Origin of the sequence: Curtobacterium sp. MCBA15_009 (genome assembly GCF_001864895.1) — a bacterium.
Lineage (GTDB): Bacteria > Actinomycetota > Actinomycetes > Actinomycetales > Microbacteriaceae > Curtobacterium.
In genome coordinates this window covers 28,627-50,799 of sequence record NZ_MJGO01000034.1, presented here as the reverse complement: position 1 = coordinate 50,799, position 22,173 = coordinate 28,627, and the positions used below count along the sequence as shown (strand labels likewise).

Sequence of the window (22,173 nt, the reverse complement as noted above, 5' to 3'; positions counted from 1 at the left end):
CCCGTCCGGCGCGCGGGTCGCGACCGGTCGACGGACGGGAGGCGCGGTGCGGGGCCGCCCCGCGCCTCCCGTCCGGACGCCGGTCACCGTGACGGCCGCCGGACGGTGCGGACGACGGGCCACCAGGGCGACGACCGGGCGGCCCCGTACGGTGGTCGGATGCGCTCGCTCGTCCGACTCGATGACTGGTCCGCCTCCGACGTCGACGAGGTGTTCGCGCTCGCGGACGCCTACCGCGCAGGTCGCGGGCCGGTGACGGACGGTTTGCGCGGTGCTGTTCTTCCCCGCCACGAGCCTGCGGACCCGGGTGTCGTTCGAGCGCGGGGCGACCCTGCTCGGGCTGCAGCCGATCCTGTTCCCGGAACAGACGCTCGACAAGCCGGAGGACCTGTCGGACGTCGCCGCGTACCTGTCGTCCTGGGCCGACCTCGTCGTGGTGCGGCACCGCGACGTCCGCGTCGCCGAGGCGCTGGCGGCGGCCGGGGTCCTGCCGGTCGTGAACGCGATGACCGACGTCGACCACCCCTGCGAGGTGCTGTCCGACCTCTTCGCGCTGCGTGCCGAGGGCGTCGATCCGCGGTCCCTGCGGTTCCTGTTCGTCGGCGCCGACGGCAACATCGGCCGGGCCTGGCGCGAGGCGGCGCAGGTCCTCGGCCTCGACCTGGTGCAGAGCTGCCCCGCGGCGCTCGCGATGGCGGGCGTCCGTCTCGACGAGGACCTCGACGCCGCGATCCGCTCCGCCGACGTGGTGCTGACGGACGGTCCGGGGGCGCACGGCGACCAGCTGGCGCCCTACCGTGTCACCGCCGAGCTGTTGGACCACGCGCCGGCGGGCGTGCGGTTCGCTCCGTGCCCGCCGTTCATCCGCGGGCGTGAGGCGACCGCCGATGCGCTCGAGCACCGCGCCTTCGTCGGGCACGGCTTCAAGGCGGCGCTGCTGCCCGTGCAGCAGGCCGTGATGGCGTACTGCCTCGACCTCGCGGTGTGACCGTGCGCCGATCGTGCCGAGACCGCGTGACGCGTGCTCGAGGTGATCACGGGCGCGCCCAGATCTCCCGGTGAAATCGGGGTACAAGCCGGTCCGCACAAGGGCGGACAAAAATCACCCCTGTTCTGGGTGCATGCAAGCGCATGATTCGCGGTGCCCGCGCTCGTGGGCGGGCGTACGGTCGTCTTCAAGCGCGATCCGGGCCCGTTCCGTGTCATCGAACCGGGGCCCGCGGATCCGCACCGGCACCGGTCAGCCGGCGGTCCCCCTGGACCGGAGACACCGTCACCGCAGCACGCCGACCCGAACCACAGTGCTGCCCGGAAGCGCAGTGCGCTGCGCAGGAACGGAACCCTCGTGCACAAGATCGTCACCGGCGCCATCGCCGGTACCACCGGCATCGCCCTGCTCCTCGGCGGCGCCGGCACCTTCGCCCTCTGGAACGCGGAGGCGTCCACCCAGGCCGGCACCGTGGCCTCCGGCACGCTGTCCTTGCACGCGGTCGACGACGGTCGGTGGACCGACGTCACGAACGGGCGCTCCGCGGTCATCCGGCCGGCGGACGTGCGCATGGTGCCGGGCAACACCTACCGGTTCCGGCAGACGCTCCAGGTCGAGGCGACCGGCGACGACATGTCCGCGGCCCTGACCTACCAGCCGCAGAGCATCACCGGTGACCCTGCCCTCGTCGACGCGACCGAACGGACGCTGTCGGTCACCTCTGACAGCGGTGCCGTGACGCAGTCCGACCCGGGCTCGAACACCTTCGACGTCGCGCCGTCGGACGCCACGACGACCGTCGAGGTCCTCTTCACCATCGCCCTGCCGGAGTCCGCCGAGACCGGCCAGGACGGCACCGTCGATGTCAGCGGCCTGACCTTCACGCTGCAGCAGCGCACGATCGGCTCCTGACGTCCGCGGCGGCCGGCACGTCCGGCGCCGGCCGCACCCACCCCATCGTCGACCGTCACACCACACGGAGGCCACGAGCATGACCGGCAGGGCCCGTCCGACCGGGCGGCACCGCGCGCCCCGGCGTCACCGCTGGGTCTGGACGACGGCGGCCGCCCTGACCGCCGGGGTGCTCGTCGCCCTGCTCGGGTCCGGCGGGACGTACGCGCTGTGGAACGCCTCGGCGACCACGCAGGGCGCGACCATCCGGTCGGGCACGGCCGCGCTGTCGGTCAGTGCGCTCTCGACCACACGGACACCCGCCCTCGGCCCGGGCACCAGCACGACCGGCACGTTCACCGTCCGGAACTCCGGCACGGTCCCGCTGTCCATCCGGGTCGTGACGTCGTCGACCGAGGTCACCTGGGGCAACGCCACCGACGCGCAGGTCCTCGGCTCCCAGACGCTGCACCTGTCGAGCGTCGGTTCCGCGTCGTCGTGCCGACCGGGACTCGGCGGTGCCCGCGGACCGCTCGCCTCGTTCGACACCGGCAGCGGGTACTACACACTCCCCGTCGGAGCCACCGGGACCGCCTGCATCGAGGTCGCCCTGTCGACGGACGCCCCGCAGTCGGTGTCCGGTGCCGTCACCGACTTCACCCTGACCGTCAGCGGCACGCAGGTGGCACCGTGAGCGGCCGGCTGCGCCTGCTGCTCGCCGTCCTGGTCTGCTCGGTCCTCCTCGCGAGCGGGTCCGGCACGGCCTGGGCGCTCTGGTCGACCAGCCGCGACACGGGGTCGAGCACGACGATGGGCAAGCCGGCGACCTCGCTCGCCACGAGCGGCGCGACGTCCTCGACGTTCTCCTCCCTGGCCCCCTCGGTGACCAAGGCCGTCACGCTGCGGAACCCCGGGAACATCGCGGGCACGACGACGACCACCGTGTCGTCCCCGAGCGGCACGCCCGAACCGCTCGCGTCCTGGATCGACGTGGTCGCGTGGCGCGTGCCGTCGGTCGGCGCCTGCACCGACGACGCCCCGGTCGGTTCCGGCTCGGTCTCGGGCACGTGGGCCGCGTTGCCGAGCCTGACGACACCGCTCGCGGTGGGCGGGAGCGCGGTCTGGTGCACGCGGAGCACCCCGAAGGCCGGGACGCCGGCCGAGTCGAGCGCGAACATCGTCGTCAGCGCGGTGAGCACGACGGGGACGTGGCGGTCCGACGCGTCCCGGAGCGGGTTCTACCTGAACACCGCACCCGCGATCACCTGCACGGAGCGCGACGGCACCGCCGTCGACATCACGTGGCCCACGTCGACGCGACCGGACACGACCCCGTACGGCGCGTTCGTCGGGGGCACGGCCGTCGGGTCGCCGACGGGCACAGGCCCGGGGCAGCTCACCGTCCGCGCCGACGACCTGCCCGCCGACGGCACGCAGACCGTGGTCGTGCAGGTCCTCGACGACGCCGGGCGTCCGACCACGACCGTCGCCGGCGAGGGTCCGGTCACACGCTCCGCGGACCCCGACGGGACGACCATCCGGTGCGGCGCGTGACCGCCCGCGGTGCCGACGTCCGCCGCAGCGCGTGGTGGCCCGTCGCACGCGCCGTCGCCGGCGGTCTCGGTGTCGGCCTGCTCCTGCTGCTTGCCGGACTCGCCGCGGTGCTCGTCGTCGTGCCGAAGGCGACCGGGTCCGTGCCGCTGACCGTCCTCACCGAGTCCATGGAACCGACCCTGCCACCCGGGACGCTCCTGGTGGTCCGGCCGACCCCGCCGGATGACATCGCCGTGGGCGACGTCGTCACCTACCAGGCGGTGTCCGGCGAACAGGCGCTCGTCAGCCACCGGGTGGTCGCCGTCGCGCGGTCCTCCGACGGCGCGTCCACGTTCACGACGAAGGGCGACGCCAACGCCGAGGCGGACGCTCCGGTGTCCTCCGCCCAGGTGCGTGGCGTCGTCTGGTACAGCGTCCCGGTGGTCGGGTACGTGAACCAGGCCGTGAACGGCGCGCGCGGCTGGCTCGTGCCGACCGTCGCCGTGGCGCTCATCGCCTGGGGCGCGGTCCTGGTCACGAGGGGTGTCACGGCCGCGGTCCGGCGCTCGTCCGGGCAGCGCGGGCACGGACGACGGCGCAGCAGCACAGAAAGCACAGACAGCACAGACAGCACCGGCAGCACCGACCGGCGGCGTCACGTCGGGACCGCCCGCCGTTCCGGCCCCGGGCGCCGCCTGCACGGTGCGGCACTTCCCCGGCACCAGCGCGGTCGGGGCACCCGACGGGCCGCGCCGAGCGGACGTCGCTGACGACTGGCCGTCCCCGAGCGACACAGTGAGCCGACGTCACGTACGGTGCAGGCATGCGTCCCGCCGTCGTGACCGTCCTGTGCCTGGTGCAGTTCGTGGACGTCCTCGGCGTCACGAGCGTGGTGACGGCCGTGCCCGCGATCCTCGAGGGGGTCGGCGCGGACGCCGGGGCAGCCGGTCCGGTCGCCACGACGTACGCGATGTTCTTCGGCGCGGTGCTCGTCCTCGGTGCCCGCCTCGGCGACCGGTACGGACACCGTCGGGTGCTGCTCGTCGGCATCGCGGCCTTCGGCGCCGTGTCCGTGGTGGGCGGGACGGCGGACACCCTGCCGCAGGTGTTGGTCGCCCGGGCGGTGCAGGGAGCCGCCGCCGCGGTCTCGGCCCCGTCGGCCCTGCGCCTGCTCCTGCACGCGACCCCGGCACCGTCGGCACGGTCGCGCGCCCTCGCCGCGTGGAGCGCGGTCGGGGCGGCGGCGGGCGCCACCGGGTTCCTGGTCGGCGGGGTCCTCACCTCGGCGCTCGGCTGGCCCGCGGTGTTCTGGGTCAACGCGCCCGTCGCCGCGGCACTCGCCGCCGGGGTGCTCCTGGTGGTGCACGACGAACCCGGCGATCGCGACCGCGCTCCGCTCGACGTGCTCGGCGCGGTGCTGCTGGTCGCCGCGGTCATGCCCGTGGTCGCCGGTACGGCGCTGCTCGAACGGTCGACCAGCCGTGCGGCCGGTGCCGGGCTGCTCCTGGTCGGTGTGCTGGTCGCGGCGGCGCTGGTGTGGCGACTCCGCACCGCGCGGTCGCCGTTGGTGCCCCGAGCAGCATTCGCCGCCCGTCCGCTCCGTCGCGGTACCGCCCAGTCGTTCGTGAACACCGCGACCACCAGTTCGTCGTCCGTCGTCGCGACCCTGGTGCTGCAGGACCGGCTCGGCATCCCGGCGCTGCTCTCCGGACTGACGCTCATGGCCTTCAGCCTGGCGGTGGTGCTCGGGTCGACGGTCACGGGGCGCCTGGCGGACCGCCTCGGTCCGGACCGGCTCGGAGCCGGCGGGCTGCTGGTCGTCGGCACCGGCAACGTCGTCCTCGTGGTCGCCGGCGGGTCCTGGCTCGGCATCGGGTGCGGGGTCGCCGTCCTGGGCCTCGGGCTCGCCGCGGCCTCGGTCAGCGCGACCGGGCTCGGCACCTCGGTCGGTGGCACCCTGGCGGGCAGCGCCGCAGGCATCGTCAACACCGGCGCCCAGCTCGGGACGGCCGTGGGGACGTCGGTGGTCGTCCTCGTCACGACCGCCGCGAGCCCGGCCGCCGGCTGGGGCACCGCGGCCGTCCTCGCCCTGGCCGCGGCCGCGTGGTGCTCCGTCCGGCGACCAGTCGGTCGCGAGGCCTGACGGCGGACGCCGCGCGGTCCCGGTCCCGGTCCCGGTTTCGGTTTCGGTTTCGGTCCCGGTCCCGTTTCCGGTCGCCGACCGGTACCGGCAGGACGGCCGTGGCAGGCGACCTGGTCGCACCGCGACGACGGACGGGAGGCGCGTGGCGGCGCCGCCCCGGGCCTCCCGTCCGTCGATCGGTCGGGTGCAGGCGCGACCGTCAGCGGTCGTCGGTAGCGTCCTGACATGCCCGAAGCGCGCCGCCGCCTGGTCCTGCCCGGCCAGTACGGTCCCCTGTTCGACGACGGCGGCCCCGCGCTCGTCGTCGAGGCCCGGGAGTTCTTCGCGGCCCGACCCGTCCACCGTGCGAAGGCACACCTGTGGTTGAGCGCGCTGCGGCACCGCGTCCGGGAGCTCGGCGACCGCGCCGAGCACGTGCAGGTCGACACCCTGCGTCAGGCCCTCGCCGGGCGGAGCGGCCTGCAGGTGGTCGACCCGCCCTCGCGCACGATGCGCGCCGAGGTGCGGCACTGGGGGCACGACACCGAGATCCTGCCGAGCCGCGGCTTCGTCACCGACGAGGCCGAGTTCGCCGAGTGGGCGGCGCAGGGCACGGGGCGCTTCCGGATGGAGGCCCACTACGAGCGGGTCCGCCGCCGCGAGGGCTGGCTCATGGACGGCGACCGGCCGGTCGGCGGGCGCTTCAGCCTGGACGACGAGAACCGCGAGCCGCCGCCGCGGGGCGCGACGACCCTCGGGCTGCCCGACCCGTGGTGGCCGGACGAGGACGACGTCGACGAGCAGGTCCGGCACGACCTGGACCGGTGGGAGCGGGACGGCCTCGTCCGGTTCGTCGGCCGCGACGACCGACGCCGGTTCGCGGTCACCGCGGACGAGGCCCGGCTCGCGCTCGAGGACTTCGTCGCGGTGCGGCTCGGGGACTTCGGTCCGTTCGAGGACGCCACCCTGACGAACGACTGGACGATGGCGCACTCGCTGCTCAGCGTGCCGATGAACCTCGGCGTGCTCGACCCGGTCGAGGTGGTCGGTGCGGCGCTCGAGGCACACCGCACCGGGGCAGCGCCGCTCGCGAGTGTCGAGGGGTTCGTGCGGCAGGTCGCCGGTTGGCGCGACTACGTCTGGCACCTCTACTGGTGGTTCGGCGACGAGTACGGTGCCTCGGAGAACGCCCTCGGCGCACACGAGCCGCTGCCCGACTGGTGGCAGGAGCTCGACGCCTCCGCGATCGACGCAGCCTGCCTCGGCACCGCCGTGCAGGGCCTGCACGACCACGGCTGGCTGCACCACATCCAGCGGCTCATGGTGCTCGGCAACTGGGCGCTGCAGCGTGGCTACGACCCGGTGCACCTGACGGAGTGGTTCACCGACGTCTTCGTCGACGGCACCGACTGGGTGATGCCGGCGAACATCATCGGGATGTCCCAGCACGCCGACGGCGGCATGGTCGCGACGAAGCCGTACGCGTCGGGCGGCCGCTACATCGACCGCATGTCCGACCACTGCGGCGGGTGCCGCTTCGACCCGACCGTGCGGGTCGGCGCGGACGCCTGCCCGTTCACCGCCGGGTACTGGGCCTTCCTGGCGCGCGCCGAGGACGCGCTGCGGGACAACCCCCGGATGGTCCGGCCGCTGCAGCAGATGCGCCGGCTGCCGGACCTCGACGCGGTGGTCGCCCAGGAGGCCCGGCGCACCCGGCCCTGACGGCTCCCGCCCGCGACGGGGCTGGGTCCCCCTGCCCGGGGGGCGTCCAGAGGCGTGTCCCGGGCTGCATCCCGGGCTGCGTCGCGACTGCCACCGGTGCGCGGACGGGCACGGAATGTGTCCCGACTGCCACCGGTGCGCGGACGGGGACGGAACGTGTCCCGACTGCCGCCGGCGCGCGGACGGGGACGGAACGTGTCCCGGCTGCCGCCGGTGCGCGGACGGCCGCGGGTCGTGCCGGTCAGAGCTGGCGGCGCCGGTAGAGCCGCACCGCGAGGGCCGCCGAGGCGGCGAGCAGCACCACGCCGACCCCGAGCACGATGACGGCGACCGCCCCGGACGGGGCCGCGAAGTCCGCCGGGCTGCCGGAGGACCCGATCAGACCGGTCTGACCGACCAGGAAGGCGCCGACGGCGATCACCGCGATCGGGATGTAGACCATCGGCCGTCCCCGGGTGTAGCCGAGGGCGAAGAACCACGGCAGCTGCACGGCGACGGCGACGAAGACGGCGCCAGCGCCGACGAGCAGCATGGTCGCGAGGAACGGCCAGGCCACGTCCTGCTGTCGGACGGCGGCGACGGCCAGGGTCGCTGCGACCCCGACGCCGAGGGCGACGACGGCGAAGACGACCATCGAGACGTACCGCCCGAGCACGACCGCCGTGCGGCCGACGGGGGCGATGCCGTAGAGGGTGTCGAGCCGACCGCGCTCGTCGCCCTGGAACGGGATGGACGCCGAGACGGCGGCGATCGCGGCTCCCATGACGATGCCCGTGCCGGGGACGGGGAAGACCACCGAGAAGACGATGATGAACCCGAGCGGCAGGAGCACGCGGAGCGGCTGCGTGCGGGCGATCGTCGTGAGGTCGAAACGGGTGAAGCGGGCCAGTGCGGTGCTCATGCTGCGAGCTCCTTCCGGGTCGGTTCGCGGTGCTCGGCGAAGTGGACGACGACGTCGTCGGTGGTCGCGCGGTCGATGACGACCTCGGGTCCGAACGCGACCGTGTCGTCGACCCGGATGAGCCCCTCCCACCGGCCGCTCGGCTCGTTCCGGAGCCCGATGGTCGCGGGGCGGGCCGCCTCCGGGAAGGCGCCGGCGCCGCGGACCACGGCGAAGCGCTCGTGCAGGTCGTCGAGCGCGCCGGAGTAGGCGACCTCGCCGTGGTCGAGCACGACGACGTGGTCGGCGAGGTCGTCGAGCTCCGCCGTGATGTGGGTGGAGAAGAGCACCGTGTGCCCGGGGTCGAGCACGAACTCGCGGACGGTGTCGGCGAGGTGCCGACGGGCCACGGGGTCGAGTCCGCTCGATGGCTCGTCGAGCACGAGCAGGTCCGGGTGGTGCGCGAGCGCCATCGCGAGCGAGAGCTTGACGGTCTGACCGCGGGAGAGCCCGCCGACGCGGTTGCCGACGGGGACGTCGTACCGGTCGAGCAGGTCGCGGAACAGGCGCTCGTCCCACCGGCGGTACAGGAGCCCGACGCGCTTGCCGACGGATCCGACCCGCCACTCCGGCGCTGCGGTCACCTGGTCGAGCACGACGCCGATGCGGTCCCGGACGGCGGCGTCGAGCGGGTCGGCGTCGCCGAACAGGGTGATCGTCCCCGCGTCGACGCCGACGAGTCCGAGCACGGACTTGACCAGGGTCGTCTTGCCGGCGCCGTTCTGGCCGACGAGGCCGGTGACGAAGCCCGTCGGGACGGTGACGTCGACGTCGCGCAGTGCGAATGTCCCCTGCTGCTTGCGGACGCCCCGGATGCTGATGGCGTCGTCGTTCAGTGCTGCTTCCATGCGTCTTCGACCTTCCGTCGGATGTCGTCGATGGTGAGGCGGGCCGCCCGGGCCGCGGACACGAGTTCCGCGGTGGCGGTGTCGAGTCGTGCCGCCAGGGCGCTGTCGGCCTGGTCGGCGTCGACCGCGCGGACGACGAAGCCGCGTCCGTGTTCGTTGCGGACGAGCCCTTCGGCCACGAGGTCGTTGTAGGCGCGGGTCACGGTGATGACGCTGACCCGCAGTTCCAGGGCGAGCTGGCGGAGCGACGGGAGCAGCGCCCCCTCGGTGAGCTCCCCCGCGTGCACGGCGTTGCGGACCTGGGTCTTGATCTGTTCGTACATCGGCACCGAACTGGTGCTCGACAGGATGATCCGCACGTTCCTCCCTGACAACTGTGTATGTACACCATTACAGTACGACCACCCATCCGCGCCGTCAACCCCGGTAGGGTCGGGTCGTGGCCAGCAACGACGCATTCGACGACCGCTACGACCTGCGCGAGTTCGCGCCGAGCACCGACGACCAGGGGGCGCCGACCGCCGAGACGGAAGCGTGGATGCGCGCCGTCGGGCTCGGCTTCCACGAAGCGCACCCCGACGCCGAGGGCGCGGCGCGCATGGCAGCGGACTTCATCGCCGACGGGGAGACCTTCCTCGGCGTGTACGTGCGCGAGCCCTTCCCCGGCTCCGTGGACGAGACCTGGCCGGCCGGCACCTTCACGTGGTTCCCCAAGGCCCTGAGCTGGGGCGACGGCTCGTCGGTCGAGACGCAGGCGATCTCCGCCGTGACCGTCCGCCCGACCGAGCGCCGCCGCGGCATCCTGCGCCGGATGATGACGCACGCGCTCGAGCGCGGCGCCGCCGAGGGCTACGCGGTGGCGTCCCTCACCGCGTCCGAGGGCACCATCTACCGCCGCTTCGGCTTCGGCAGTGCGATCCGCGAGCGCGCCGTGCACGTCCGCCGCGAGCGCGCCCTGCCCCTGCTCGTCCCCGCGACCGGCTCCGTCGCCGTCGTCACGCCCGAGTGGCTCGCCGACGGCCCCGGCCGCGAGCTGTTCGACCGCTTCCACGCGCGCACGCCGGGCTCGATGGTCCGCAACCGCAGCACCTGGCCGATCGTGTTCGGGCTGCGCGGGCAGGACGGCAAGCCGGTGCACGACGTCCGGGCCGCGGTGCACCGGGCCGAGGGCTCCGACGAGCTCGACGGCTACGTCACCTGGCGCGTGAAGGAGGAACGCGGCGCCGACACCACGGTCGAGGTCGTCGACCTCGTGTACACGGACGACCGGGCGTACACCGCGCTGTGGGAGTTCCTGCTCTCCGTCGACCTGAACGACGTCGTCCGGTACAACCGGTCGCGCCTCGACGACCCGATCGTCGCCGCCCTCGGGGACAACCGCGCGTACGACGTCGACCACGAGGAGGACCACGTCTGGCTCCGCGTGCTCGACGTGGCGGCGGTGCTCGCGTCGCGACCGTTCGCCGTCGACGGCTCGCTCACCCTCGGGGTCAGCGACGCGCTCGGCTTCACCACCGGCACGTACCGCCTCGACGTGACGTCGGGCACGGGATCCGTCACGCGCCTGGCCGACGACGTCGACGTGGCCGCGGCCGACGTCCGGCTCGACGTCGCCGAGCTCGGCGCGCTGCTCATCGGGTCGGTCTCCCCCGTCACGCTCGCGGCCGCCGGTCTCGTGCAGGCCGCCGACCCCGCGGCGGTCCAGTTGCTCCGCGCGATGCTCACCCCGCCGCGCACGCCGCACGGGATCACGTACTTCTGATGGACGCCGCCGGGTCGCTCGCCCGGGCCCGGCAGGCCGTCGCGGTCCTGGCGAGCCCGACGCTGCGCGCCGCGGTGGTCGGGGGCGCGGAACTCGACGACCGGACCCGCGCCGCGATCGCGGCCTTCGACTGGTTGGGCGAGGACGGCCCGGACGGTGCCGCGCTCGGCCGGACGGCGCAGGACCTGCGCGACCTGCAGGGGCCTGCGGCGCTGCTCGAGTTCGACCGGATCGGCCGGATGCCGCTGCGGGCCGACGAGCGGCACTCGCTGTCGATCCGGATCGTCGAGCTCGTGTTCGCCCGACTCGGACCCGCACGCGCCGTGCCGGAGCCGGTGCTGAACGCCGCGATCGCGATGGTCGCCGAGGACGTCGCACTCGTCCGCCGCGACGCCGTCGACCTCGGTGTGCTCGAGCGGACCGCCGACGGTGCGTCCTACCGGCTCGTGCAGGCCGGGTCCCGCCCGGCTCAGGAGCGTCGCTGAGGCCTCTCCCGCTCAGCCGACGGGGTCGACGTGGACAGCGTCGGCACGAGCTGCGCGCCGCGCGACCGCGGTGATGCCGAGCGCCGCGGCGAGGAAGCCGACCGCGAGCACCGCCCACCCCGGCGTCCCGAGGTCGATCGCCGTGACCGTGACGACCGTCGGGGCGACCATCGCCCCGAGCGCGTAGCCCGTGCCGTAGACGCCCTGGTACGCACCGACGCGGTCGGCGGGCGCGAGCTCGAAGCTCAGCGCCCACCCGGCGGCGCTCGACGTGATCTCGGCCAGCGAGTGCACGACCGCCGCGAGCACGAGGACACCCGCTGCGATCGCGACCGGCCGCCAGTCGTCGCCGTGCACCCACCCGGCCGCCGCCCAGAGCAGGCAGGCGAGCGCCATCAGCCACCCGGCGTGACGCATCACACGACCGGCCCCGGCGACGCTGTCCGTCCCACGGCTCATCCGGACCTGCAGGAGCACGACCGCGACGGTGTTCACGAGCAGCAGCGGCGACACGAGCACGTCCGGTGCGACGGTGTGCTGGACGACCCAGAGCGGGACGGCGACCTCGAACAGGCCGAACTGGATGCCGAACACCCCGGTCAGGGCGGTGACGACCAGGAAGCGCACGTCGCGGTAGGGGCTGCGTCCGTCGAGCGGCTGCACCACGATCGTGCCCGTGTCGGTGCGGCCGGCGGGTGCCGCGTCCGTCCGGGACGCGGGCAGGCCGAGCACCAGGAACGCCGACGTGACGAAGAGCACGCCCGCGGCGACCATCGACACCCGGTACGCCTCACCCGTGCCGATCGCCAACGGGATCGCCGCCACCGCCGTGCCGACGCCGATGCCGATGTTCGTCACGGTGCGCATCGTCGCGCGCACCCGGACGCGCTCCGCACCCGGGAAGGCCCGGCCGACCGCCGCCGACCGGACCGAGCTGCCGCCCTGCTGTGCGAACAGGGCGATCGAGGCGGTGAGCACCAGGGTCGGCAGGTCGTGCACGAGGACGTAGCCGACGAGTGCGAGGCCCTGCACGAGGTGCAGCCACACGAGCATCCGCCGCGAGCTGAACCGGTCGGCCAGGTGCCCGAAGACGAGCGAGGCGGCCACCCCGACCGCTCCGGCGACCGTCAGTCCGAGGCCGACCGCGACCGGCGCGATCCCCACGACGGTCGTCAGGTAGAGCGTTGTGAGGGTGAAGAAGGCGCCGCGGCCGAGGGTGTCGACGAGCGTCACGATGAGCAGCCGTCGCAGGGTGGCATCCTGCCGGACCAGGGTGCGGATCGGGACGAGTGGTTCGGTGGCGCTGCTCACGGTCCAGTTCTCCCAGCACCCGTCGACCCGCGACAACCGATGTAGCGTGGGGCTTCATGATCCGGTACCGCCTGGAACCCGCCGACGTCTCGTCGATCCGGTTCGGCATCTCGCCGTTGTCCGAGCTCGGGCTCGGGCTCCGTGCCTTCCGTGCGCCGGACCGGTACCCGCTGCAACGTCCGTGGCTCGACCGGATCGCCGCCGTGCGGCCCCTGCTCGACCACGAGGTCCTGCTCGGCCTGGTCGACGACCGGCGCTGGGTCGCGGACTTCGTCAACCCTCGTCCGGCGTCGGCCCTGACCTCGATCGACGACGAGCTCGCGGCGCTCGGCCGGATCACCCGCGGGCGCCTGCACGCCGACTTGGAACGCGTGCACGGGACGGTGCCGGCGGTGTTCACCGGTCGGCACGATGCCGTGGTCGGCCGCCTGCAGCAGGCGCTCGCGACGACGTGGGAGCTCTGCTTCGCCCCGTACTGGCCGCGCATGCGCGCCGTCATGCAGTCCGACATCACGCACCGGGCCCGGACCGCCGCACACGCCGGCATCGGGGCGGTGCTCGGCGGGTTGTCCGACGCCGTCCGGTACGACGGCCGGCTGCTCGACGTCCGCCTGAGCAGTCCGATCGCGCGGGACCGACCGGTCGCCGGCGAGGGGCTCACGCTCGTGCCGTCGGTCTTCGTCGTCCGGGCGTCGGTGCCGATCGACGACGACCAGCCCCCGACCGTGATGTACCCGGCGCGGGGACAGGGCGCGATGTGGTCGACGTCCCCGCACCCGGACGCCGGCGCCGTCCGCGACCTGCTCGGTGCGACCCGGGCGGCGCTGCTCGACGCCCTGGGCGAACCGGCGTCGTCGACCGACCTCGCGGTGCGCTTCGGGGTGTCGACCTCGGCCGTCAACCAGCACCTGCGCGTGATGGAACGGGGTGGCCTGCTCAACCGGACGCGCTACGGGCGCGCGGTGCTGTACTACCGGAGCACGGTCGGCGACGCGATGAGCGCCCGAGAGTGAGACCGACGCGGGTGTCCTGCGCCGCTCCCGCCCGTCACAGCAGCGCGGCCACCTGCGCCATGCGGACGGCGAAGAACACCGACGCCACGAGCCCGAGGATGATCGCGGCGAGTGAGACCCCGAAGCCGGTGATCCGCTGACCGGTGAGCTGGCCGGCACGGGCCAGGCCGATCGCGCCGAAGACGAGGCCGAGGATCCCGGGGATCGCGAACACGTTCACGATGAAGGCGAGGAGCGCGAGGACGAGGCCGGCGTAGCCGTACGGGTTGATCGCACGGGTCGCGCGGTCCTTCGCGATCCGGGCCTTGCGCCCGGTGAGGACCGGTGCGGCCGCAGCGATCGGGACGGACCGGTACGCGGACGGCGCCGGCGGCCGCGGTGCCTGCTCCCACACGGGCGCGGGGGTCCAGGCCGGGGCGGGTGCGGTCACCACCGGGGTCGGCGGCGGGACCGGGACGACCGGCGCGGGCGCCTGGGCACCCCAACGGGTACCGTCCCACCACCGCGTGCGCTGCGGGTCCTGCGGGTCCGGGTACCACCCGGCGATCGGCAGCGTCACTGTGCTCCCCCTCCGTTGCCGTCGACGACACTACGGGGGCGACCGGTCGGCGCACACGCCCCCGTGGTGGTGCCACGACGCGCGGCCCCGGCCGTGGTCCGGACGACCGGTGCGGCTCGCTCAGCGGTCGAACAGGCCGCCGAGGAAGTCGTTGCCGAGGTCCGACGCCTGCTCGCCGAACCCGCCGAGGAGCTGCTCGCCCTCGCCGGCGACCCCCTCGAACGCGCCACCGAGGTCCGCGGCACCGAGGTCCGCGGCACCGAGGTCGCCGAGGCCGGACGCGATGCCGTCGAAGTCGACGCCGAGGTCCGCGGCTTGGGCGAGCACCGGCCTCGCTGCAGCGCTCAGCACGGCACCGCCCGCTACGGCGGCCCCGAGGCCACCGAGCGCCATCGCCCCGGCGCCGACCGCCGCGCCGCCGACGAACGCGCCGCCGCGGCCGCCGCGGCCGCCCCCGGCCGATCCGCCACCGAGGACACGGCGGACCAACCCCGGCTGGGCGACCTCGCCGCGGGTCATCGCCCGGGCCATGCCACCGGCGGAGTCGTCACGCAGGTGCTCGTGCGGCGGGAGCTCGGAGTTCAGCCGGTCCCGGATCTGCTGCCGCTGCGCGGGGGTCAGCCGCGCGAAGGCGTCGTGGTGGACCTGCTCGAGCTGCTCCGGCGGGGCGGTGCGGAGCAGGTAGTCGTACTTGGCGATCGCGACGGCGTCCGGGTCGGCCGGTCCCCGCCGCGGCTGCGCGACCGGCCGCTGCCCGGACTGCTGCTGCCCGTGCTGCTGCTGCCCGAACGGGTCCGCCGGCCGCTGCGCCTGCCGGTCGCGCTCGTCGCCGGTCAGCCGGTCCGCGGCGCTCCGGACGACGTCGCGCCAGTCGGTCCCCCCACGCCCCGAGCCGGCGCCGGGTGCGCCGTGCCCGCCGTTCCCGCGCTTCTGCAGCTGCTTGTCGATGACCTTGCCGGCCATGCCGATGATGCGGTTGAGGTTCGCCATGCACCGACCTTTGCGTTCGCACATGTGAACGCTCAGCAACGCCCCGGTGGATCAGCCCGGCAAGCCATCCGAAGCGCCTGTGAGCAGCGCCGGTCGACCGGGTTCAGGCCAGGACACGCGCCAGGTAGGCGTTGCGGAAGCGTCCCGTCGGGTCGAGGTCCCGCGCGACCGCCGCGAAGTCCGACAGGCGCGGGTAGGCCGCGTGCAGCCGTTCCGGGTCCATCGCGGCGACCTTGCCCCAGTGCGGCCGCGGGTCGAAGGGCGCGAGCACGTCCTCGATCCGCTCGACCGCTGCCGCTACCGCGTCGGCGTCCCGGCGGAAGGTGAAGTGCAGCCCGACCGACTGCCGGCCGGACGACGGCGCGAGCCAGGCCGTGTCGGGCGCGATGGTGCGGACCTCCGCCGCGATGAGGATCGGCTCGAACACCGACCGCAGCGGCCGGAGCGCCTGCAGCGCCGCGACCGCCGAGCCCGCGGGGACCAGGTACTCCGCCTGGATCTCCGCCCCCGTCGACGGTGTGAACGAGGACCGGAAGTGCGGCAGGCGCTCGGACCACGGGCCGGGCACGCCGCCCTGCTCGGTGACGCCGGCCGGGTCGTTCTCGCCCGGGTGCACCGGACCGTCGGCCGGGCGCGCACCGAGGGCGACGAGGTCGACCGTCGGCGCGGTCTCGCCCAGGCGGTGCTTCACCCAGACCTGCCGGGCGCCGCGGTCGTCGAACGAGGTGAACAGCGACACCGAGTAGCCGTCGGCGACGACGACGTCGAAGTGCTCGAGCACCGCGTCCCACGGCAGGTCGAGCGAGACGGTCGTGGCGACGTGGAACGTCGGTTCGATCGCGAGCTCGACCGCGGTGACGACGCCGAGCGCGCCGAGCGCCACACGGTGCACGTCGAGGGCGTCGTCCGGGGTCGCGGCGTCCACGCGTGCGAGCGAGCCGTCGGCACGGACCACGTCGAGGCCGACCACCGCCTGCGCGAGGGACGGGTTCCGGGTGCCGGAGCCGTGCGTGCCGGTGGCGACGGCCCCGGCCGTGGAGATGTGCGGCAGGGAGGCGAGGTTCCCGAGTGCCCAGCCACGGGCCTCCAGACCGGCCGCCACCTGGCTGTGCGTCGAACCGGCGGCCACGCGCACGACCCGGCGGTCGGTGTCGATCTCGAACAGCGGCGGCAGGTCGCTGAGCGTCACCTGGTCGGCGTCGGTGTCGGCGATCGTGCTGAACGAGTGCCGCGACCCGAGCGCCGTCAGGCGCGGGGTCGTCGCGACGAGCTGCTGGAGCTCGTCGACCGTGCTCGGCCGGGCCAGCGCCGACGCCCGGTAGACGACGTTGCCGGCCCAGTTCGTGCGCGCCGCCACGGTCTAGAACCCCCGGTCGAGACGGTGCCACGTCTGCTGCAGGCGCAGCTCGTCGCGGAACCCGCGGGCGGTGGTGTGCTCGTCGATGACCAGGAACTCGGTGCCGACCATGGTCGCCAGGTCCTCGACGACCTGCAGGCCGACGGCGGTCGTCATGACGGTGTGGTGGGCGGCACCGGCGGTGAGCCAGGCCTCGGCGGCGACCGGGAACGAGGGGCGGGGCTCCCAGACGGCGCGGCCGACGGGCAGGTTCGGCAGGGCCGCGGTCGGGGGCACCACGTCGACGACGTTCGCGGTGAGGCGGAACCCGTCGCGGGTGTCGGACAGCGCGACGACGACGGCCTCGCCCGCGTCGGCGGTGAAGACCAGGCGCACCGGGTCGTCCTTGCCGCCGATGCCGAGCGGGTGGATCTCGAGCGTCGGCGTCGTGGTGGTGAGCGTCGGCGACACCTCGAGCATGTGCGCACCGAGGATCTTCTCGGCGCCCGGGGTGAGGTCGTAGGTGTAGTCCTCCATCAGGCTCGCACCACCGGGCAGGCCCGCGCCGGCGACGTTCATCGCGCGGACCAGCACCGCCGTCTTCCAGTCGCCCTCGGCGCCGAAGCCGTAGCCGTCGGCCATCAGGCGCTGCACGGCGAGGCCGGGCAGCTGCTTGAGCGTGCCGAGGTCCTCGAAGTTCGTGGTGAACGCAGCACTGCCGTTCTGCGCGAGCAGGGCACGGAGACCGAGCTCGATGGCGGCGCCGTCGCGGAGCGCGGCGTGACGGTCGCCGCCGTCGCTGCGCAGCGAGGGGTCGACGTCGTAGTCGCGCTCGTAGACGGCGACGAGTTCGTCCACGGCGGCCGTGTCGGCAGCGGCGGCGTCCACCGCAGCCGCGAGCTCGTTCACCGCCCACGTGTTGACCTGCACGCCGAGCTCGATCTCGGCCTCGGTCTTGTCGCCCTCGGTGACGGCGACGTAGCGCATGTTGTCGCCGAAGCGCGTGAGCTTGAGCTCACGGACCGCGGCCGCACCGGCTGCGGCGCGCGTCCAGTTCTCCACCCGCGAGACGACGCGCGGGTCGGAGACGTGCCCGACGGCCGTGGCGTGCCGGACGCCGAGGCGGGCGAGGGCGTAGCCGAACTCGCGGTCGCCGTGCGCAGCCTGGTTGAGGTTCATGAAGTCGAAGTCGATGTCCGCCCACGGCAGCGTGACGTTCGCCTGCGTGTGCAGGTGCAGCAGCGGCTTCGTGAGGGCCTGCAGCCCGCCGATCCACATCTTCGCCGGGCTGAACGTGTGCATCCAGGTCGTCACGCCGATGACCTTGTCGTCGGCGCTCGCCTCGATGAGCGCCCGGCGGATGCCGTCGGCGTCCTTGAGCACGGGCTTCCAGACGAGCTTGACCGGGAGCGCGCCCTCGAGCTGCGCGTGGACCGCACGTGACTGCTCCTCGACCTGGCGCAGGGTCTCCTCGCCGTAGAGCCCCTGGGATCCGGTGAGGAACCAGACCTCGTAGCCCGCCAACGTTTCGGCGGGGTCGACGACGTGCGTCATGAGAGCGCTCCTTCGGGGTTCTGTCCGTAGACGTTCTGGTAGCGATCGAAGAGTCGATCGATGTTCTCCTGGTCGATGGGCACGACCTCGCCGCCCTGCTTGGCGATGTGCACCGTCCGCGCGACGTCCTCGCACATCACGGCGGCCTTCACGGCGTCCTTCGCGTCGCGACCGATCGTGAACACGCCGTGGTTCTGCATGAGCACCGCGCGACTGCGGTGCCCGCTCAGCGTGTCGACGATGCCGCGGCCGATCGAGTCGTCGCCGATGATCGCGAACGGACCGACCGGGATCGGGCCGCCGAACTCGTCCGCCATCGCGGTGATGACGCACGGGATCGCCTCAGCGCGGGCGGCCCAGGCCGTCGCGTACGTCGAGTGGGTGTGCACGACACCGCCGACCTCGGGCATGTTCCGGTACACGTGGGCGTGTGCCGCGGTGTCGCTGGACGGTCCGTGCGCGTTGCCCCAGCCCTCGGCCGGCACGCCGTCGAGGGTGCAGACGACCTGGTTCTCCGGGGTGAGGTCGTCGCTCGACACCCCGCTCGGCTTGATGACGAACAGATCGGTGCCGGGCACGCGTTCAGACACGTTGCCGCCGGTCCAGATCACCAGGCCGTAGCGCACGAGTTCGCCGTGCAGGCGGGCGACGCGTTCGCGGGCCTCGGCGACGGCCCGCCGGGTGGTCGCGTCGGTCGTGTCGGTGTCGGTCATCGGGTCACTTCCTGCTCTGCCGGGAGGCGCGGGTCGGCGCCGTCGGTCTGCTCGACCGGGCGCGTGGTCGCGCTGGTGCGGGTCGCCGCCGCGGCGACGTCCTGCACGGGCAGCGCGGCCCGGTAGCGGCCCAGGTAGGTCTGGAAGCCGTCGACGTCGGCGGGGTCCGGCTCGGCGACGTGCACGGCGTCACCGCCGAAGACCGTGCCGGACAGGTAGTCGGCGAGCTGCTGGTCGGTGTGCTCGAGGTAGGCGGCGAGGACGGCGATGCCCCACGCGCCGCCCTCGCCGGCGGTCTCCTCGAGGGCGACCGGCACGCGGAGCGCCGCGGCGAGCAACCGCTGCGGGGTGCCCGGCGTGCGGAAGAGCCCGCCGTGCGCGGTCATCCGGTCGACCCGGACGTGCTCGCCGTGCAGCACGTCCATTCCGATCGCCAGCGTCGCGAAGGCGCCGTGCACCTCGGAACGCACGAGGTTGCCGAGGGTGAACCGGGCGCCGGGGGTGCGCAGCAGCAGGGGGCGGCCGTCCTCGACGTGCGTGACGGGTTCGCCGGCCAGGTAGTTGAACGACAGCAGGCCGCCGGCGTCCGGGTCGGCGTGCTCCGCCTCGGCCAGCAGGGTGGCGTAGACGGTGTCGAGGTCCGGCGGCGTGCTGCCGGACCGCTCGCCCGCGGCCTCGGCGAAGCGGCCGAACACCCGCGCCCACGCCGCGATCTCGCTCGCACCGTTGTTGCAGTGCACCATCGCGACGGCGTCGCCCGACGGCGTCGTGACGACGTCGAGCTCCTCGTGCGGCGTGCTGAGCGGCTGTTCGAGCACGACCATCGCGAAGATGCTCGTTCCGACGCTGACGTTGCCGGTCCGGGGTGCGACCGCGTTCGTCGCCACCATGCCGGTGCCGGCGTCGCCCTCCGGCGGGCAGAGCGGCACGCCGGCCTCGAGCGTCCCGGTCGGGTCGAGCCAGGCGGCGCCCTCGGGGGTGAGCGCGCCCGCGTCCTCGCCGGCGACGAGGACCTCGGGCAGCAGCGCGCGCAGGTCGGGCACCCGGTCGCCGAGCAGCTCCTGCGTCGTGGCGAGCATCGCGGCGTCCCAGTCGCGGGCTCCGGGCTCCCCCGGGCCGCTGTCGACGGGGCCGCCCTCGATCGGGAACACGCCGGACGCGTCGCCGACCCCGAGCACGTTCCGCCCGGTCAGGCGGCGGTGCACGTACCCGGCGAGCGTCGTGACGCCGGCGATCGACGGCACGTGCGGCTCGTCGTCGAGGACCGCCTGGTACAGGTGCGCGATCGACCACCGGAGCGGGACGTTGAAGGACAGCGCCTCGCTCAGCCGCTCGGCAGCCGGGCCGGTCGAGGTGTTGCGCCAGGTGCGGAACGGCACGAGCAGGTCGCCGTCGCCGTCGAACGCCAGGTAGCCGTGCATCATCGCGCTCACCCCGACGGCGCGGAAGGTGGTCGGGCGGACGCCGTACTGCGCCTCGACGTCCGCGACGAGGGCGGCGTAGGCGGCGCGGAGACCGGTCTCGACGGCTTCGAGCGAGTAGGTCCAGCGGCCGTCGACGAACGCGTTCTCCCACTCGTGGGACCCGGCGGCGATCGGCACGAGGTCCTCGTCGACGAGGCACGCCTTGATGCGGGTGGAGCCGAGCTCGATCCCCAACGTCGTCCGGCCGTGCTCGACCTGGTGTCGACGGTCGTCGCCCATGCGTTCCTCCCAGAACCTCGTCGTTCTCCGTGAGCGCTCACATCCTGGCACGTGAGCGCTCACCCGTGCAACGCCCGGCGCGCCGCGCGGAGCTGCCAGTTGCACTCGTCCGCCCGCCTCCCCCCAGCGGTCGGAACACCCCGCTCAGTTCCGCCGACCGGTCACGGATCGTCGTCCGGCGCATCCGCAGCCGACCGTTCCCGACCACTCGACGCCTCACCCACGGTAGGTCGTGACCGCTCGACGGAAGAGCGTGACGACGTCGTGCGACCGCCGAGCGCCCCGCACCCGCGCAGGTCCGACCACTCGACAGCCCAGACCGCGCGAGTCGGGACCACCCGACAGCCCACGCCCGCGCGAGTCCCGATCCGCCGTACCGCGACAGGCCCGACGACGGCGCGCGTGCCGGTCACGACAACCCGCTGGCTCGCCGTCGAGCGGTCACGACGGGTCGGCTCAGTACGCGCCGAGCGACGAGTCGTGACCGCTCGGCCACGGGTGACGGGGTGTCGTGACCGGTCGGGAGCGACCGCCGGCACCGGCACCGGCACCGGACCGCCACCCCCGCGGGCTACGCGCCGACGGTGCTCTCGCGGATGACGAGCGACGGGGTCACGGACGCCGACGAGGCCGTCCCGCCGTCGATCAGGGCGAGCAGGGCCTGGCCGGCGACGCGACCGAGTTCCTCGAGCCGCAGGTCCACGGTGGTCAGCGGCGGGCGCGACGCCAGGGCCATCACGTCCCAGTCGTCGAAGCCGGTGACCGCGACGTCGCCCGGCACGGACCGGCCGAGCTCCCGAAGCCGATCGCACACGCCCCGCGCGATCTGGTCGCTGCCGCACAGGATCGCGTCGACGTCGGGCGACTGCCGTGCGAGCAGGTCCACGGCCTGTCGCCCCCAGCGCTCCGACCACTCGCCGAACATCGGCTCGGCGACCAGGTGTGTCCCGAGCGCCGCCGACGCACCCTCGACCCGGCGGACCGCGGACCGCGCGCGGGACGGCCCGGTGACGACGGCGACCCGGGACCGTCCGAGCGACAGGACGTGCGACGCCACCGCCGACGATCCGGCTGCGTCGTCGAGCGTGACCGAGACGTCGGCGGCGTCGGTCGACGGCGTGAACGCGTAGACGACGGGGATGGCGACGTCGATGGGCGGTCGGGCGTCGGCGGAGCGGCCGGTCACGATGATGCCGTCGACGCCGCGGGCCGCCAGGGAGCGCAGGTAGTGGGCCTCGCGCACGTGGTCGTCGCGGGTGTCGCAGAGCAGCACGGCCATCTGCCCGGCGGACAGGGCGTCCTCGGCACCGAGCAGCACCGGGATCGAGAACCGGCCGAACGAGTCCGTGGTAATCATGCCGACCGTGTAGGTCCGACCGGAGGACAGCGCACGGGCCCGGGCGTCCCCGACGAAGCCGAGCGCGTCGGCCGCGTCCCGCACCCGCTGCCGGGTGGACTCCCGCAGCTGCCCGGTGCCGTTCAGGGCCTTCGACGCGGTGCCGATCGAGACCCCGGCGAGCGCGGCGACGTCGGTGATCCGGACGGGCCGCACGATGCGCTCCACGGTCACGGCAAACCCCTTTCCGGCGGTCGGGTGGTGCCCACGATCATACGGAACCGGCGGGGACGAGCCCTTGCGCGCCTCCTGCTGCGTGTCGTACCGTCGGCGACAGAAAGCGTTTTCCGGCACCGGCACCGGCGCC

At 74.1% G+C, this 22,173-nt stretch carries 21 protein-coding genes; 10 read left to right on the top strand and 11 right to left on the bottom strand.

Annotation, left to right across the window (positions count from 1 at the left end):
- Nucleotides 1–271 precede the first annotated feature (271 nt).
- The 7 genes from BIU97_RS08125 to BIU97_RS08095 all read left to right on the top strand — a co-directional run bounded on the left by BIU97_RS08125 (nucleotide 272) and on the right by BIU97_RS08095 (nucleotide 7,256).
- Nucleotides 272–988, top strand: a complete 717-nt coding sequence (locus tag BIU97_RS08125; protein WP_254782946.1) for an ornithine carbamoyltransferase — start codon at nucleotides 272–274, stop codon at nucleotides 986–988.
- 357 nt (nucleotides 989–1,345) lie between these two features.
- On the top strand, nucleotides 1,346–1,900 hold the full coding sequence (locus BIU97_RS08120) for an alternate-type signal peptide domain-containing protein (RefSeq protein ID WP_071260819.1): 555 nt from the start codon (nucleotides 1,346–1,348) through the stop codon (nucleotides 1,898–1,900).
- Nucleotides 1,901–1,979: 79 nt separating this feature from the next.
- On the top strand, nucleotides 1,980–2,573 hold the full coding sequence (locus BIU97_RS08115) for a TasA family protein (protein WP_071260816.1): 594 nt from the start codon (nucleotides 1,980–1,982) through the stop codon (nucleotides 2,571–2,573).
- Nucleotides 2,570–3,433 (top strand): hypothetical protein, encoded by an 864-nt coding sequence (locus tag BIU97_RS08110; RefSeq protein ID WP_071297416.1) that lies wholly within the window; start codon nucleotides 2,570–2,572, stop codon nucleotides 3,431–3,433. The genes BIU97_RS08115 and BIU97_RS08110 overlap by 4 nt, the downstream gene beginning before the upstream one ends.
- The gene (locus tag BIU97_RS08105) at nucleotides 3,430–4,182 is read left to right on the top strand and encodes a signal peptidase I (protein ID WP_139195965.1); all 753 of its coding nucleotides are present in this window, start codon (nucleotides 3,430–3,432) and stop codon (nucleotides 4,180–4,182) included. The genes BIU97_RS08110 and BIU97_RS08105 overlap by 4 nt, the downstream gene beginning before the upstream one ends.
- Before the next feature lie 53 nt (nucleotides 4,183–4,235).
- The gene (locus BIU97_RS08100) at nucleotides 4,236–5,555 is read left to right on the top strand and encodes an MFS transporter (protein ID WP_071297414.1); all 1,320 of its coding nucleotides are present in this window, start codon (nucleotides 4,236–4,238) and stop codon (nucleotides 5,553–5,555) included.
- 225 nt (nucleotides 5,556–5,780) lie between these two features.
- A complete protein-coding gene (locus BIU97_RS08095) occupies nucleotides 5,781–7,256 on the top strand; it encodes a cryptochrome/photolyase family protein (protein WP_071297413.1) in 1,476 nt (491 codons plus the stop codon).
- A 241-nt stretch (nucleotides 7,257–7,497) separates the two neighbouring features.
- Here BIU97_RS08095 and BIU97_RS08090 read toward each other — a convergent pair whose 3' ends face one another.
- The 3 genes from BIU97_RS08090 to BIU97_RS08080 are packed head-to-tail and all read right to left on the bottom strand — an operon-like array spanning nucleotide 7,498 to nucleotide 9,403.
- Entirely contained in the window at nucleotides 7,498–8,157 is a 660-nt protein-coding gene (locus tag BIU97_RS08090) for an ABC-2 transporter permease (RefSeq protein ID WP_071297412.1), read from the bottom strand.
- Entirely contained in the window at nucleotides 8,154–9,044 is an 891-nt protein-coding gene (locus tag BIU97_RS08085; protein WP_083420859.1) for an ABC transporter ATP-binding protein, read from the bottom strand. Before BIU97_RS08085 ends, BIU97_RS08090 begins: the two co-directional genes overlap by 4 nt.
- Nucleotides 9,029–9,403, bottom strand: a complete 375-nt coding sequence (locus tag BIU97_RS08080; protein WP_071260805.1) for a GntR family transcriptional regulator — start codon at nucleotides 9,401–9,403, stop codon at nucleotides 9,029–9,031. Before BIU97_RS08080 ends, BIU97_RS08085 begins: the two co-directional genes overlap by 16 nt.
- A gap of 80 nt (nucleotides 9,404–9,483) precedes the next feature.
- On the opposite strand from BIU97_RS08080, the gene BIU97_RS08075 reads away from it, so the two are divergent.
- Together BIU97_RS08075 and BIU97_RS08070 are read left to right on the top strand one after the other, a co-directional pair.
- Complete coding sequence (locus BIU97_RS08075; RefSeq protein ID WP_083420858.1) at nucleotides 9,484–10,806, top strand: GNAT family N-acetyltransferase; 1,323 nt, start codon at nucleotides 9,484–9,486, stop codon at nucleotides 10,804–10,806.
- Nucleotides 10,806–11,291 carry a DUF2087 domain-containing protein gene (locus BIU97_RS08070; protein ID WP_071297411.1) on the top strand — a complete coding sequence of 162 codons (486 nt, stop codon included), beginning with the start codon at nucleotides 10,806–10,808 and terminating at the stop codon, nucleotides 11,289–11,291. Before BIU97_RS08075 ends, BIU97_RS08070 begins: the two co-directional genes overlap by 1 nt.
- A 12-nt stretch (nucleotides 11,292–11,303) precedes the next feature.
- Here the strand turns inward: BIU97_RS08070 and BIU97_RS08065 are convergent, their stop codons facing one another.
- A complete protein-coding gene (locus BIU97_RS08065) occupies nucleotides 11,304–12,602 on the bottom strand; it encodes an MFS transporter (protein ID WP_175472426.1) in 1,299 nt (432 codons plus the stop codon).
- 56 nt (nucleotides 12,603–12,658) lie between these two features.
- Here BIU97_RS08065 and BIU97_RS08060 point away from each other — a divergent pair, with 56 nt between their 5' ends.
- Entirely contained in the window at nucleotides 12,659–13,615 is a 957-nt protein-coding gene (locus BIU97_RS08060) for an ArsR/SmtB family transcription factor (protein ID WP_071297410.1), read from the top strand.
- A 34-nt stretch (nucleotides 13,616–13,649) separates the two neighbouring features.
- Here the strand turns inward: BIU97_RS08060 and BIU97_RS08055 are convergent, their stop codons facing one another.
- From BIU97_RS08055 to BIU97_RS08025, 7 genes are all read right to left on the bottom strand, one after another.
- Nucleotides 13,650–14,174, bottom strand: a complete 525-nt coding sequence (locus BIU97_RS08055; RefSeq protein ID WP_071297409.1) for a DUF2510 domain-containing protein — start codon at nucleotides 14,172–14,174, stop codon at nucleotides 13,650–13,652.
- 120 nt (nucleotides 14,175–14,294) lie between these two features.
- Nucleotides 14,295–15,164 carry a hypothetical protein gene (locus BIU97_RS18045; protein ID WP_071297408.1) on the bottom strand — a complete coding sequence of 290 codons (870 nt, stop codon included), beginning with the start codon at nucleotides 15,162–15,164 and terminating at the stop codon, nucleotides 14,295–14,297.
- A 103-nt stretch (nucleotides 15,165–15,267) separates the two neighbouring features.
- Nucleotides 15,268–16,521, bottom strand: a complete 1,254-nt coding sequence (locus BIU97_RS08045; RefSeq protein ID WP_071297407.1) for a D-arabinono-1,4-lactone oxidase — start codon at nucleotides 16,519–16,521, stop codon at nucleotides 15,268–15,270.
- Between the two features lie 3 nt (nucleotides 16,522–16,524).
- Nucleotides 16,525–18,054: an L-arabinose isomerase gene (gene araA, locus BIU97_RS08040; protein ID WP_071297406.1), complete on the bottom strand. Its 1,530-nt coding sequence runs from the start codon at nucleotides 18,052–18,054 to the stop codon at nucleotides 16,525–16,527.
- The gene (locus BIU97_RS08035) at nucleotides 18,051–18,767 is read right to left on the bottom strand and encodes an L-ribulose-5-phosphate 4-epimerase (protein WP_071297405.1); all 717 of its coding nucleotides are present in this window, start codon (nucleotides 18,765–18,767) and stop codon (nucleotides 18,051–18,053) included. The genes araA and BIU97_RS08035 overlap by 4 nt, the downstream gene beginning before the upstream one ends.
- Nucleotides 18,764–20,470, bottom strand: a complete 1,707-nt coding sequence (locus tag BIU97_RS08030) for a xylulokinase (protein ID WP_071297404.1) — start codon at nucleotides 20,468–20,470, stop codon at nucleotides 18,764–18,766. The genes BIU97_RS08035 and BIU97_RS08030 overlap by 4 nt, the downstream gene beginning before the upstream one ends.
- A gap of 571 nt (nucleotides 20,471–21,041) precedes the next feature.
- Nucleotides 21,042–22,040 carry a LacI family DNA-binding transcriptional regulator gene (locus BIU97_RS08025; protein WP_071297403.1) on the bottom strand — a complete coding sequence of 333 codons (999 nt, stop codon included), beginning with the start codon at nucleotides 22,038–22,040 and terminating at the stop codon, nucleotides 21,042–21,044.
- Nucleotides 22,041–22,173 lie beyond the last annotated feature (133 nt).

Excerpts from the sequence above, each read along its gene's own strand:
- BIU97_RS08100 (WP_071297414.1), top strand. The coding sequence starts at position 4,236 with ATGCGTCCCGCCGTCGTGACCGTCCTGTGCCTGGTGCAGTTCGTGGAC.
- BIU97_RS18045 (WP_071297408.1), bottom strand. The coding sequence starts at position 15,164 with ATGGCGAACCTCAACCGCATCATCGGCATGGCCGGCAAGGTCATCGAC.
- araA (WP_071297406.1), bottom strand. The coding sequence starts at position 18,054 with ATGACGCACGTCGTCGACCCCGCCGAAACGTTGGCGGGCTACGAGGTC.
- BIU97_RS08070 (WP_071297411.1), top strand. The coding sequence starts at position 10,806 with ATGGACGCCGCCGGGTCGCTCGCCCGGGCCCGGCAGGCCGTCGCGGTC.
- BIU97_RS08030 (WP_071297404.1), bottom strand. The coding sequence starts at position 20,470 with ATGGGCGACGACCGTCGACACCAGGTCGAGCACGGCCGGACGACGTTG.
- BIU97_RS08085 (WP_083420859.1), bottom strand. The coding sequence starts at position 9,044 with ATGGAAGCAGCACTGAACGACGACGCCATCAGCATCCGGGGCGTCCGC.
- BIU97_RS08115 (WP_071260816.1), top strand. The coding sequence starts at position 1,980 with ATGACCGGCAGGGCCCGTCCGACCGGGCGGCACCGCGCGCCCCGGCGT.
- BIU97_RS08095 (WP_071297413.1), top strand. The coding sequence starts at position 5,781 with ATGCCCGAAGCGCGCCGCCGCCTGGTCCTGCCCGGCCAGTACGGTCCC.
- BIU97_RS08060 (WP_071297410.1), top strand. The coding sequence starts at position 12,659 with ATGATCCGGTACCGCCTGGAACCCGCCGACGTCTCGTCGATCCGGTTC.
- BIU97_RS08035 (WP_071297405.1), bottom strand. The coding sequence starts at position 18,767 with ATGACCGACACCGACACGACCGACGCGACCACCCGGCGGGCCGTCGCC.
- BIU97_RS08090 (WP_071297412.1), bottom strand. The coding sequence starts at position 8,157 with ATGAGCACCGCACTGGCCCGCTTCACCCGTTTCGACCTCACGACGATC.